The sequence below is a fragment of the Candidatus Microbacterium colombiense genome, from assembly GCA_029203165.1.
GTDB classification, from domain to species: domain Bacteria; phylum Actinomycetota; class Actinomycetes; order Actinomycetales; family Microbacteriaceae; genus Microbacterium; species Microbacterium colombiense.
This window is the reverse complement of the sequence record CP119308.1, coordinates 1,697,431-1,709,669: the sequence shown is the minus strand read 5'-3', so window position 1 is coordinate 1,709,669 and position 12,239 is coordinate 1,697,431. Positions and strand designations below refer to the sequence as shown.

Here is a 12,239-nt window from a genome sequence, read left to right as displayed (position 1 = left end):
CATGTGGATCCAGTTCCTGCTCATCGCCGCGATCGTCATCCTCGCCGTCTTCATGATGCGCCGCACGGGTGCCGACAGTCACCTCGCCATCCGTCGGCTGCTGATGGGCCTGTTCGTCGTCGCTGCCGTGCTGTCGGTGCTCTTCCCTCAGTGGCTGAGCTGGCTCGCGCGCCTGGTCGGCGTGGGTCGCGGAACCGACCTCGTCCTGTACGCGCTGATCGTGATGTTCCTCGCGTTCGTCTATTCGCAGTATCGGCGCAACATCGCCCTGCAGCGTCAGCTCACGCTCCTCGCCCGCAAGATCGCTCTGCTCGAAGCATCAGAGAACGAGAAGGACCCTACTCACAACCGGTGACTTCGTAGAGCACGGCGTCTCCGACGCGGTCGACCTCTGTGAGGATCGGGGATCGGTCCAGGCCGTGCAGCCCGTCGAACGTCGTGTAGTGGTTCTCGAACAGCACCGTGTCACCGAAGTCGAAAGCGTGCGTCACGCCGAGTCGTTCGATCGCTGCGCAGACGCTCGGACCACCATCGACCAGGTAGCGCGCGAGGGTCGACGCATCGCTTCCATAGCGGCCCGTCACGTGCGGGAACACGACAGCGTGCCCGGAGTAGGCGTAGAAGAGCCCGGCTCCGGTCAGGGGATCTCCGATGACCAGGCTGTCATCGGGGAGCAGTTCCGCGGCGCGTTCGAAGAGCAGGGCCTCGTCCGGTGACAGACCTTGAGAGTCAGCGGTGAAGAGGAAGCTGACGCCGCGCAGGTAGCGAACATCGCTGCGCAACATGGGCGCATGGCTCGCAGCGGCAACGGCGACGAGTGCCAACACGGCCACGACCCGCCGTCTCTTGCCCTTGCGCCACGCTCCGAACAGCCATTCCGAGACGACGGCCGCACCGAGACCGGCGAGCGGCAGCCCCCAGATCGCGATCAACGCGCCGACCCTCGTCGTGTCGTCGTACCAGATCCCCACGAAGAGGCTGCGGACGGAGAGCACGGGGAACCACGCTGCGATGACGAAGAGCACGATACTCACCGCGTACGACCCGAGGATCCACCACGTCCGGTCCTTCACGACGCGCCATATCCCGATCGCCGCCAGCGGGCCGAGAAGGAGGCCTGCTGTGCGACCGACGGGGCTGAGGAAGGCGACTTCACCGAACGACTGCGCCATGGTCTGCGTCGGAAGCCATTCGTGGGTGGTCACATTGGCGAGGATCCACACGACGCCCAGAACAGCCAATGCGCTGGCCACTGCGACGGCGAGCACGATGCGCGTCGCGATGCCACCGGCACGCGCGATCCCCCATGCCCGCCACAGCAGGTAGGGCACGAGCATCGCGATCGCGCCGAGGAGGGCGGAGGGGTGTGCGGACGCTGTGGCCCCCGCGGCCGCGACCGCGATGAGGATTCGCAACGATCGGCCCCACGGGGAAACCCCCGGGGCGAATGCCGACAGCACCGCCGCGATCAGGAGGGGTATGAGGACCGTGCCCAGGAGGTTCGGGTACAGGACACCCCAGTTGAGGAACCCGAGTGGGAAGACGCTGAAGCCGAATGCGACGAGCGGAGCCCAGACGGCCGCGCTCGGACGAGAAGGGAAGGCGATGGCAGCGAGCGATGCGAGCGCAACCGGCCACACCAGCGCGATGACGGCCACCGTGATGGTGTTGGTCGCGGCGACGACGCTTCCGGCGAATGGCACCACCAGACTGACCAACGCGTGCCACAGTGTCGGGTAGAACGACGTCTCCTGCCCCGGAACCACCATGGTCATGTGGAGCGGAGAGGCATCGCCGGTCTGGAGGATGAACTCCACCGCGTTGAGATGGAAGAGCGCGTCGTAGAGCTGGGACGGGTTGCCCGGTGCGCCGATGCCGAAGGAGACGACGGCCACCCACCCCACGACCGCCGCAGCCACGGCCACCCAGACTCGCCATCCTCTCGAGATCGGTGCGAGGATCTCCCGTCGATCGAGGTAGCGCAACACGCCGGCGATGACCCAGACGACGGCAGAGACGAGAGCGACCGGGAGGAGCCCCCATCGCATCCCCCACAGGGGCGCTGCGAACGATGCGGCGGCCAGGATTCCGAGGGAAACCGCGATGGCGATCCCGCCGCGCACGACGCTCGGAATACCGCGCACGCAGAGCGCGGCCGGAAGACCCGGCACGATCAGCAACGCGAGAGCGAGCAGCAGTGCCGGAACCTGTCCGAGCCAATCGATCATGCGTCCACCAGCGCGATGGCGCCCTCGACCTCACCGTCGTAGACGACCTCGCCCTTGTTGATCACGATGCCTCGCCCGCAGAGCTCACGCACCATCTCCATGTCGTGGCTCACCACGACGAGTGTCTTGCCCTCGGAGATCAACTGCTCGAACTTGAGGCGGCACTTCTCGCGGAACGGGGCGTCGCCCACCGACAGGATCTCGTCGACGAGCAGCACGTCGAGCTCGACGTGGATCGCGACGGAGAACGCGAGCCTCATGAACATGCCGGAGGAGTAGTGCTTGACCTCCTGGTCGATGAACTGTTCGATCTCGCTGAAGGCCACGATCTCGTCATAGCGCGCTTCGATCTCGTGCCGCTTCATGCCGAGGATCGCGGCGTTGAGGAACACGTTCTCGCGCCCGGAGAGTTCGGGATGGAAGCCGGCTCCGACCTCGATGAGACCCGCGACGCGCCCTCGGGTGAGAACCTCGCCCGCATCGGGCTCCATCACGCCGGAGATCAGCTTGAGAAGTGTGGACTTCCCGGAGCCGTTGAACCCGAGGATCGCGACGGACTCGCCCTCCCCGATCGTGACGTCGACTCCCCTGAGAGCTTCGAACTCGCTCGTGAGCTTCCGGCGCTTGATCCAGGAGACGACCGTGTCCTTGAGGGAGAAGGCGTGATTGAGGGTGAAGCGCTTGCGCACACCGTCGATGATGATGCTCGGCTTGACTGCCGTCTGCTCGCTCATAGGTCTTGTGCGAACCTTCCCTCGAGGCGTCGGAAGACGAACTGTCCGAACAGGAGCGTGGCGACCGCGATCAGGAACGTCCAGAGCGTGTTCCAGGCCAGGTCGGGTGGGATGTCGACCATCACCTTGCCTGTGTAGCCGGCAGCCGAGACCATGCCCTCGGTCGCCGGACGCCAGAAGGCGTAGTGGAACAGCTCGACACCCTGCGTGATCGGGTTCAACATGTAGAGCTCGACGATCCAGTTCGGCCAGCCGAGCCGACCGACGATGGCATCCTGCACCTGCGTCCACGCATACAGGACGGGAGATGCCCAGGTGGCGAGCAGAAGGAGCAGCTCGACGATGTTCTCGGAATCGCGGTAACGCACGTTCAAGGCCCCGAAGAACAGACCGAGTCCCAGGCTGAACACCATCACGATGATCATGCCGGCGAAGATCGCGAGCACGGAGAGGATCGAGATGTGGACGATCCACCCCATGAGCAGGCAGACCACCAGCAGCAGGCCCACCTGCGGGAGGAAATGCACGAACGCCACGATGACGGAGGAGACAGCGAAGAGCTGTCGGGGCAGGAAGACCTTCCGCACGAGAGCAGCGTTGCCGACGATCGATGTGGTGGCGTTCTTGAAACCTTCCGAGAAGAGGTTGATGACGACGATCCCGGAGAACAAATACACGGCGTAGTTCGGAAGTCCACGATCGAGATCCATGAAGATCCCGAGGACGACCCAGAACACGAGGAACTGCGCGGCCGGGCGCACGTAGGACCACGTCCATCCGAGTACCGAGTTGCGATACCGCGTGGTCACTCCGGTACGCACCAGGAGGTTCAACAGATACCGCCAGCGCACCACATCGATCAACCCACGACTCTTGCCCGGGGTCTCGAAGTCGGAACGCGGGACGGCGGCGAAAAGATCTCGGGTATCAGTCACAGGCCCACTCATTCGGCGACGGCGACAGGGGCCGCCTCGATGTTCCATAGTTTACGACACGTCGCCTGAAGGTCTGGGAGGGGCGCGCGTCCCGCCTGCGTCACGGCGACGACGGCCGCGACGCCAGCCATCGTCGGTAGTTCTCCGTCGCTGCAGGAGACCACAGATACGGATCCGGCACGCGGCGCGCGACCCCGTCCGCGTTCAACGCCGCGAGCCGCTCCGCCGCCTGGACGGCAGAGTTGACTCTGGCGCCGAATGCATCGCCGATGATGCTGGCCGCGAACGTGTTGTCACGCGCGATCACGTCGCAGCCGAAGGCGGCGGCTTCGAAGAGCACGGTGCTCGCCACACCGATCACGACCCGCGTCTTCGCGAGCGAGTCGTAGACATCGGGGCTGGCATCGATCTCGATGGCGGGGTGGGCGGAGATGAGCGGATAGCGTTCGACGACGGCATCTCGTTCGGCCGGGTGCGGTCGGAAGGAGATCGTCCATTCCGACCCGACGGCCGAACGGAGATCCTGCACGAACGAATCGGTCTCCCCCGGGTCGGCCCGGGATGACACCACGAGAATCCGCGGGTCCCGCGCAGACTCCGCCTCGAGGACGAGCCTGTCGAGGTGCGGTTTTCCGAGAGCAGTCGTTTCGCTCGGAGTGCGGACGCCCTCGGACCAGAACTCGCCGAACGTGAACAGTGCGTCCGGCAATGCCCTGCGCAGACGGGGATCCTGGAAGGCACGGCCGTAGTTGTATGCCGCGTGCGATGGGCCGATCCACCCGTGTTGCGGCTCGACGACATAGGCACCGGCGTCTTTGAAGACTCCGACGGTCTCGCCGTTGTACGTGTAGGAAGCCGTGTCCATGATGACGATACGAGGGCGAACCCGCCGAACCAATCGACGCAGCTCCGCCAGCTCATGCGGGCGATGGGCCTCAGTGCGCCGAATTCTGGCCCGCAGCGAACGGAGTCGGGTCGGATCGATCCCCAGACGCTCGGCGAAGAAGGCGAGAAGACGATCGATCGTCGTCTGAGTCTCGGCGGGCACCACATGCCGTCGTGCCCAGAGACGTGATCGCGCGGTGGCGGACTCCATGCTCAACGTCGCCGAGAAGGACGGCGGCCCGAGCGGGGTCGGGAGCGGGCGCCGCTGGACGACCAGCGCATCCGGGGTCGCCTCGGCGAAATCCTCGATCAGCCAATTGCGCGCGCGTGCGCCACGCGCGGACAGTGTTCCTCCGCCGACGAAGAACAACACGTCGTGCCGCTTCGCCCTGCGCACGGCGTCCCATCGATTCGGAAGAAATGCACGGGCGAGACGGGAGAGCTCACCCCACCTCGTCCAGTTGTCGGATGCCACGTCGATGCTTCCCGTGCTCTCCTCGGAGAGCAGCCAGGCGAACTGCATGCGAACCTGGGCCCAGAAAGGCACCGTCGCTCCGGGAAGGACTTCGAGAAGCTCCGCAGGCGCCGCGTCCTCCAGGTCGAGAATTCTCTGCATCGCGGGCGTCGTGGTGATCGACGGCCGAGGACCACCCGTCACAGATCCGCTCGCTGACCCATCAGCCACTCCACGACGCGAAAGTCGAACTCGCTGTCCACGTCGATCGAGCGATCCGCCGGCATCTCGTACAGGATCGTGGACGGGAAGAAGACGACCTGGTCCTCCAGAAGCGCGCTCCGCTCCCACACGTAGATCGATCCGTTCATGTCGAAGCACCGCGGCGCATCCTGGCGTCGCAGCACGGCATCGTCCGGCGCCTTGCTCACGGCGACCGTGCCGTCGGGCTGCTCTTCGACGAGGTTGAAATACGGATTCCGCCTCGCCTCCGCTCCCGTGATCAGCGAACGTACGTCGGCGGCTTCGAACATCTCCACGGCCGCGCGGATGTCGTCGACGGTGCGCAGAGGACTCGTCGCATCGAGGTCGACGCACACCTCGTACCGCCGGCCGGTCCTCTCCTCTGTCGACCGCACGGCATGGGCGATCGCCGGAACCTTCCCCGCCGTGTCGGTGGCCATCTCAGGGGGGCGCCGCACCACACCCGTCGCACCGAAGGATGCGGCGAGAGCGAGGATCTCGTCGGAATCGCTCGAGACGACGACCTCGTCGAACAAGCCCGTGGCCACGGCCTGCGCGACGGAATGCCCGAAGAGCGGCCGACCGGCGACGACGCGCAGATTCTTGCCCGGGACGCCCTTCGACCCGGCACGTACTGTGATGGTGCAGATCCTCATCGGCCACTCCGTTCCCACGCCTGGCGTGCGCGCTCGAGATCTTCCGGACGCCCCACATCGATCCACTCCTCGTGGATCTCGAACGCCCCGACATCATCGCCCTGCTGCATCAGCCGCGCCAACAGCGTCGGCATGTCGCAGTACTCCTCAGCATCGAGCATCTCCAGCGCCTTCGGCTCCAGAACATAGATCCCGGCGCTCACGAGCTCGCTGTGATAGGGCTTCTCCGCGAGCGCGACCACCGTGTCGCCCTCGCGACGGATCACGCCGTAGGGAATCTCGAAGCCGAACTCACGAGCTCCGATCGTGGCCGACGCACCGAGCGTGTGATGGAAGGCGAGCATCCTGCGCAGGTCCACCTGGGTCAGCAGGTCCGAGTTCATCACGACGAAGGGAGCATCGATGATTCCCCTCAGCTGCGCCAGCGCCCCGGCGGTGCCGAGCGGAGAGGACTCATGGATGTAGGTGATCTCGAGCCCCCGCGAGCTGCCGTCTCCGAGGTGCTCCTCGATGAGGTGCGCGAGATGGTTGACAGAGACATGAACACGACGGAAGCCCTGTTCACGCAGCCGACCGAGAATGATGTCGATCATCGGCACGTCTCCGAGCGGGACGAGCGGCTTCGGGATGTCCTTCGTGATCGGGTAGAGACGCTGACCTCGACCGCCGGCCATCAGCACGACGGGTGTGTCGAGCGGCGTGGATATCCGAGCGCGATCTCCGACCACGTCGATCATGATGCCGTCGTCGTCGACGACAGCCACGACTCGGATTCCACGACTGTTCTTGAGCGCATCCACGTCCTGCTGGCTGGCGGAAGGGGGCACTGTCGCGGGGGCGCGATTCATCACCGTCTCGATCGCGTCTTCGAGCGCAGAGCCGGAGATGAGGCCGCGACGGATGTCGCCGTCGCTGACGGCACCGATCAGGACACCCGCCTCGTTCTCGACGAAGACGACCTGGAGTCCGCCCCGATCGAGTTGCAGCAGCGCGGCACGGATGCTCGTCGTCGGAGTGACGACGAGAAGAGTCCTGTCGATCATGAGTCCTCGCTCCTGTCGCTCCGTGGCCGCGCGGGCACTCCGACGACGGTCGCCGCAGCATCCACATCAGCGAGGACCACCGCCCCCGCCCCGACGATACTTCCCGACCCTACCGTCCGCCCTTGGATGATCCGGGAGCCGAGGCCGACGAATGCGTCCGCCCCGACCCGCACGTCGCCGGCGAGGACCGCCCCCGGGGCGATGTGGACGTGTTCTCCGATGGTCGTGTCATGTTCGATGATGGCCCCGGTGTTGATGAGCGTGCCTGTGCCGACCCGTGCGCCCACATTGATGATCGCGCCGGCGAAGACCTGGACTCCAGCCCCCAGGGAGGCACCCGGATCCACGTGTGCCGCGGGGTGAACGAACCCTTCGACAGTGAACCCTCGACGGACAGCGAGCTCGTGAAGCCGCCGTCTGAGGGCGGTCGACCCGATCGATCCGACGGCGTTGACGACATCGACCTCTCCAGGGTTCCAGTCCCCGATGGCGTCATCCTCTCCGAGATACGCGAGGTCCGGCAGGCCGTCTGAGGGCCACGGGGCGAAGTACCCACGCACGACGCGACCGCTGGACGTCAACGCTGCCAGCACCGATCGTGCGTGTCCACCGGCCCCGAGGAGGACGAGATCACGCATCGATCAGGTCGCCACGGCGATAGGAGCGGGAGGCCGGGCTTCCCACGACCTCCCAGTAGTCGAAGGAGGTCCGGCCCGTGGCAGGTCGGAAGCAGGCGACGTCGCCCTCGGTGATGACCGCCCCGGCGTCGATGTCGGTCGCGGCGACGAGACTCCTGCGCACGACCGCACGGTTACCCTCCTCCACAGGCTGGCAGCGCTTCTCGACCGAGCCGAGCATCACCGGCACCCGACGCAGGTCCGCCACGTAGTCGTGGAGCCCCTGCGGATCGAGTGAAGCCGCGTGATCCGGCCCTTCGGCGTCGACGTCGAAGGTGAAGTGCTTCTCGACGACCACGGCACCGAGACCGACGGCCAGCACCGAAGCGAGGGAGCCGAGCGAATGGTCGGAGTAGCCGACCCTGTGCCCGAACGTGGTCCCGATGGTCTGCATCGCGCGAAGATTCAGGTGCTCATCTGCTGCGGGGTACTCCGTGGTGCAGTGGAGGATCGTGACGTGCTGCGCGAAGACCACGTGGTCATTCCGCCGCTGCCATGCCGTGTCCAGCACAGCATCGGTGAGCCTCACCGTCCGATCGAGCGCGCCCTTCGCCTGCAGGACGCCGGCCGCGAGGAATCGCAGCGCCCGCGCGATCTCCGACATCTCAGCCATCCCTGTGGACAGGATCACCGGCAGCCCCGTGCGGCCGGCAGCCACCAGCAGAGGCGCGAAGGTCAGATCGCCCGAGGCGACCTTCACGGTGGGGATTCCCAACTCCGTGACGAGGAACTCCAGTCCCACCACGTCGAATGCGGTCGACAGGAACTGGATGCCCTGCGCAGAGCAGCGATCCCGCAACACCCTGAACTGATCGTGGGTGAGTTCGAGGTTTCGCAGCAGATCATGCTGCGAGCGCTCGTCCTCCGCTGACGTCCGCTGGTAGTCAGCCAATGCGGCGCTCTCCAGCGCGAGGTTGTCGGCGGAGAAGGTCTGGAACTTCACCGCGTCCGCCCCCGCCGAAGCCGCGAGGTCGACGAGTTCGATGGCGGTGTCCAGAGATCCGTTGTGGTTCACGCCGGCCTCGGCGATCACGAAGACACGATCGGTCATGGTTACGGCAGCTCCTCGATGTCATGGAAGGTCTTGCGGGGTGGACGCGGAATCTCGGCGTCGCGAAGAGTTGCAGCGGTACGTCGAGCGAAACCGGGATCACCGAAGATCTGGTCCCCGTCCTCACCGAAGGGGCCCGTGATCGCCGCGCGAAGGGCGTCGGCGATGGCGACTCGATCGATGCGCGGCACGGCGACGCTTGCGGCGAGTGGGCGGCCTTTCTGGCGATCCCCGATCAGGACCGAGGGAATTCCCAGCACGGGAGCTTCCAGAACGGTGCTCGAGGAGTTTCCCGCGACGACGGCCGCGGTCGACATCGCGCTGAGGTAGCCGAGTTGCCCGAAGGACTCCACGTAGTCGACGCGGTCGGGATGCGCCTCGACGAACGAGGCGATCCGTCGCCGCACGTCCGAGGTGCCGATGTCGGAGTTGGATCCCGTGATCACGATGTGCAGATCCTCGACGTCGAGCAGACCAGCGAGCAGTTCATCGACAAGCAACTCCGGTGCCTCGACATCCATCGCCGCGGGGTGGAATGTCACGAGCGCCGTCGGCGCCGTGAGCGAGATGCCGAAGCGGCTTTCCACCTCTGTCCGGGAGAGCAGGTCGAGCCCGGCGAGTGCATCGACGATCGGCGCCCCGTGGAAGTACACGCGATGGGGTTGCTCACCGAGCTGGATGACCCTCCGGCGATGACCCTCGGTCGACACGAAGTGGAGATAGGCCATCTTCGTTATGGCGTGCCGGAGGGCGTCGTCCATGGCACCCTCAGTGAGTTCGCCTCCGTGGATGTGCGCGACGGGCAGCGAGAGAATCGTTGCCGCGGCAGCCGCAGCGAACGCCTCCAGCCTGTCTCCGAGGACGACCAGCACGTCGGGGTCGAGGTCGCGCAGTGCACGCGCGTACAGCGGCAGGGCCCGGCCGACGTCGTCCGCCGCCGTCAGTTCATCGTCGCCCGCCGACCAGATCGGCACGGATGCGGCCACGCGGAACCCGTCCGCGGCGATCTCCGACTCGGTGCGTCCGAATCTGTCGTCCAGGTGTGTGCCGGTCGCGATGAGCTGCAGCTCGAGCCCCGCTTCGTCCTCGATCGCACGCAGCAGTCCGCGCAGGAGACCGTAGTCCGCCCGCGTGCCCGTGAGTACGGCGATCTTCCTCACGCTGCCGCCAATGCGGGAGAGCTCGGGATGCAGACGACGCTCGCATGCAGCGACTCCGCGACGGGCGTCGGCGCGTGCGGCAGGTGGCGGTACGGGGTCTGCCGGTGCAGGAGGTTCCAGAAGGGGCGGCATTGGAGCCCGGCGTCGTTGGTCGCCTCGAGGAACTCGTCGCGACGATCGATACCGCCGTCGACGCGCACGGCGCAGAGCCAATAGTTGCTCACGGTTCCCGCGGGTTCGGCCAGGAATGTCACCCCCGGCATCGCATCGAACACCCGGGCGTAACTCTTCGCAAGGCGTCGTTTCGCAGCCAGGAACTCGGGCAGGCGTTCGAGTTGCGCGACACCGAGCGCCGCGTTGAGATTCGGCATGCGGAAGTTGTAAGCGACCTCGTCGTGCTCGAACTCCCAGCGGTGCGGTCTTTTGGCCGTCGTGGTGAGGTGTCGCGCGCGCCTCGCGAGTTCGTCATCCCCGGTGAGGATCATTCCACCACCACCGGTGGTCAGGATCTTGTTCCCGTTGAAGCTGATGATTCCCAGCTTCCCGAATGTTCCGGTGTGCACATCACCGACTCGACTGCCGAGAGACTCTGCGGCATCTTCGACGACAGGGACCCCGTATTCATCGGCGAGCTCGACGAGCTCGCCGATGCGCATCGGGTGGCCGAGCGTGTGCATCGGGACGATTGCACCGATGCGCCGCCCGGTCGCGCCGTTGACGAGGCCGTCTGGCGTCGATCGAGCCGCCTTGAGCACTTCCTCGACAGCCTCCACCGACAGTCCGAGGGTCTCGCTGTCGCTGTCGACGAAATACGGTCGGGCACCGGCGTGCGACACCGCGTTCGCCGTGGCGATGAACGACAGCGTCGGGATGATGACGTCGTCTCCTGCGGCGACCCCGGCGAGTTCTAGAGCCACCTGGAGCGCAGAGGTCCCGTTGGACACCGCGATACCGTGCGCCGAGCCGGTGAAGCCGGCGATCGACTGCTCGAACTCCCCGACGAAGCTGCCGACGCTCGACACGAACGTCGAGTCCAGGCACTCGTTCACCCGTTGCTTCTCGATATCGGTGATGTCCGGGATGTGGAGTCCGACGAACGGTTCATCTCCGACCACCTCGCGGATCGCCCGAACGAAGCCTTCCGCGCCGATCATACGATGTAGGCGTCTGTGCGGTATCTGGCAAGATTCGCGGGCTCCGTGAACCACTCCGCCGTGGCGCGCAGTCCCTCGCGGAAACCGTCGACGCCGTCGTAGCGCGGAGCCCACCCGAGGACATCCCGCGCCTTGGAGTTGTCGGAGAACAGCCGCTCGACCTCAGAGTTCGCAGGGCGCAGTCGCGCCGGGTCCTCGGTCGCTGTCGCATCGACGCCCATGACCTCCGCGATGAGATCGAACGTCTGTCCGATCGACACCTCGAAGCCTGCTCCGAGGTTGATGACCTCACCGACGCCGGCTGTGCTCGTGAGCGCGGCGGTGAATCCGGACACGGTGTCGGGAACGAAGGTGAAGTCGCGCGTCGGAGTGACCGCACCGAGTTGGATCTCACGCTTGCCCGCGGCGAGTTGACTGATGATCGTCGGGATCACCGCGCGGGCAGACTGCCGGGGGCCGAAGGTGTTGAACGGGCGGATCGTCACCGTGGGGAGGCCGAACGACGCATGGTAGGAGTTCACCATCTGGTCGGCCGCGATCTTCGACGCCGAGTACGGGGACTGGCCTTGCAGCGGGTGGCCCTCATCCATCGGCACGTAGCGCGCCGTTCCATACACCTCGCTGGTCGACGTGTGGATGAATCTGTCGATGCCCGCGGCACGCGCCGCGTTCAGGAGGTTGAGCGTGCCCTGGATGTTCGTCTGCACGTAGAGGTCGGGAGCCGCGTACGAATACGGAATGGCGATCAGGGCCGCCAGATGCAGAACCGCGTCGCGGTCTGCGACGGCCGACATCATCAATGCCGGGTCGCGCACGTCACCCGGCAGGAACTCGATCTGCGACGCGATCTCCGGATCGACGCCGTCCAGCCATCCGCGTGTGTCGAACGAGTTGTAGAGCACGAGCGCTCGGACATCATGACCGTCTCTGACGAGCTGCTCCGCGAGGTGCGATCCGATGAATCCGTCAGCTCCTGTGAGCAGTACCTTCATGCACTCAGTCTATCCGAGCACCACATC

General features: G+C 65.9%; 12 protein-coding genes. 1 reads left to right on the top strand and 11 read right to left on the bottom strand.

Going from position 1 to position 12,239, the window contains the following annotated elements; genetic code table 11:
* Window position 1: 1 nt before the first annotated feature.
* Window positions 2-355 carry a DUF2304 domain-containing protein gene (locus P0Y60_08210; GenBank protein ID WEK62694.1) on the top strand — a complete coding sequence of 118 codons (354 nt, stop codon included), beginning with the start codon at window positions 2-4 and terminating at the stop codon, window positions 353-355.
* On the opposite strand, the gene P0Y60_08205 is transcribed toward P0Y60_08210, so the two are convergent.
* From P0Y60_08205 to P0Y60_08155, 11 genes are all read right to left on the bottom strand, one after another.
* Window positions 339-2,228, bottom strand: coding sequence for a hypothetical protein (locus P0Y60_08205; protein ID WEK62693.1), 1,890 nt, complete (start codon window positions 2,226-2,228; stop codon window positions 339-341). The two genes, P0Y60_08210 and P0Y60_08205, sit on opposite strands and share 17 nt — an antisense overlap.
* Complete coding sequence (locus P0Y60_08200; protein WEK62692.1) at window positions 2,225-2,962, bottom strand: ABC transporter ATP-binding protein; 738 nt, start codon at window positions 2,960-2,962, stop codon at window positions 2,225-2,227. Before P0Y60_08200 ends, P0Y60_08205 begins: the two co-directional genes overlap by 4 nt.
* Window positions 2,959-3,897 carry an ABC transporter permease gene (locus tag P0Y60_08195; GenBank protein WEK62691.1) on the bottom strand — a complete coding sequence of 313 codons (939 nt, stop codon included), beginning with the start codon at window positions 3,895-3,897 and terminating at the stop codon, window positions 2,959-2,961. The genes P0Y60_08200 and P0Y60_08195 overlap by 4 nt, the downstream gene beginning before the upstream one ends.
* 100 nt (window positions 3,898-3,997) lie before the next feature.
* Entirely contained in the window at window positions 3,998-5,398 is a 1,401-nt protein-coding gene (locus tag P0Y60_08190) for a hypothetical protein (protein WEK62690.1), read from the bottom strand.
* 38 nt (window positions 5,399-5,436) lie between these two features.
* Window positions 5,437-6,135 (bottom strand): acylneuraminate cytidylyltransferase family protein, encoded by a 699-nt coding sequence (locus P0Y60_08185; GenBank protein ID WEK62689.1) that lies wholly within the window; start codon window positions 6,133-6,135, stop codon window positions 5,437-5,439.
* Window positions 6,132-7,178 (bottom strand): nucleotidyltransferase family protein, encoded by a 1,047-nt coding sequence (locus tag P0Y60_08180; protein WEK62688.1) that lies wholly within the window; start codon window positions 7,176-7,178, stop codon window positions 6,132-6,134. Before P0Y60_08180 ends, P0Y60_08185 begins: the two co-directional genes overlap by 4 nt.
* The gene (locus P0Y60_08175) at window positions 7,175-7,816 is read right to left on the bottom strand and encodes an acetyltransferase (protein ID WEK62687.1); all 642 of its coding nucleotides are present in this window, start codon (window positions 7,814-7,816) and stop codon (window positions 7,175-7,177) included. Before P0Y60_08175 ends, P0Y60_08180 begins: the two co-directional genes overlap by 4 nt.
* A complete protein-coding gene (locus P0Y60_08170) occupies window positions 7,809-8,906 on the bottom strand; it encodes an N-acetylneuraminate synthase family protein (protein WEK62686.1) in 1,098 nt (365 codons plus the stop codon). Before P0Y60_08170 ends, P0Y60_08175 begins: the two co-directional genes overlap by 8 nt.
* Window positions 8,907-8,908: 2 nt before the next feature.
* Window positions 8,909-10,066, bottom strand: coding sequence for a UDP-N-acetylglucosamine 2-epimerase (gene neuC / locus P0Y60_08165; protein ID WEK62685.1), 1,158 nt, complete (start codon window positions 10,064-10,066; stop codon window positions 8,909-8,911).
* Window positions 10,063-11,220, bottom strand: coding sequence for a LegC family aminotransferase (locus tag P0Y60_08160; GenBank protein WEK62684.1), 1,158 nt, complete (start codon window positions 11,218-11,220; stop codon window positions 10,063-10,065). Before P0Y60_08160 ends, neuC begins: the two co-directional genes overlap by 4 nt.
* Window positions 11,217-12,212 (bottom strand): SDR family NAD(P)-dependent oxidoreductase, encoded by a 996-nt coding sequence (locus P0Y60_08155; protein ID WEK62683.1) that lies wholly within the window; start codon window positions 12,210-12,212, stop codon window positions 11,217-11,219. The genes P0Y60_08160 and P0Y60_08155 overlap by 4 nt, the downstream gene beginning before the upstream one ends.
* Window positions 12,213-12,239 lie beyond the last annotated feature (27 nt).

Excerpts from the sequence above, each read along its gene's own strand:
- P0Y60_08170 (WEK62686.1), bottom strand. The coding sequence starts at position 8,906 with ATGACCGATCGTGTCTTCGTGATCGCCGAGGCCGGCGTGAACCACAAC.
- P0Y60_08190 (WEK62690.1), bottom strand. The coding sequence starts at position 5,398 with ATGCAGAGAATTCTCGACCTGGAGGACGCGGCGCCTGCGGAGCTTCTC.
- P0Y60_08175 (WEK62687.1), bottom strand. The coding sequence starts at position 7,816 with ATGCGTGATCTCGTCCTCCTCGGGGCCGGTGGACACGCACGATCGGTG.
- P0Y60_08185 (WEK62689.1), bottom strand. The coding sequence starts at position 6,135 with ATGAGGATCTGCACCATCACAGTACGTGCCGGGTCGAAGGGCGTCCCG.
- P0Y60_08155 (WEK62683.1), bottom strand. The coding sequence starts at position 12,212 with ATGAAGGTACTGCTCACAGGAGCTGACGGATTCATCGGATCGCACCTC.
- P0Y60_08200 (WEK62692.1), bottom strand. The coding sequence starts at position 2,962 with ATGAGCGAGCAGACGGCAGTCAAGCCGAGCATCATCATCGACGGTGTG.
- P0Y60_08210 (WEK62694.1), top strand. The coding sequence starts at position 2 with ATGTGGATCCAGTTCCTGCTCATCGCCGCGATCGTCATCCTCGCCGTC.
- P0Y60_08160 (WEK62684.1), bottom strand. The coding sequence starts at position 11,220 with ATGATCGGCGCGGAAGGCTTCGTTCGGGCGATCCGCGAGGTGGTCGGA.
- P0Y60_08180 (WEK62688.1), bottom strand. The coding sequence starts at position 7,178 with ATGATCGACAGGACTCTTCTCGTCGTCACTCCGACGACGAGCATCCGT.
- P0Y60_08205 (WEK62693.1), bottom strand. The coding sequence starts at position 2,228 with ATGATCGATTGGCTCGGACAGGTTCCGGCACTGCTGCTCGCTCTCGCG.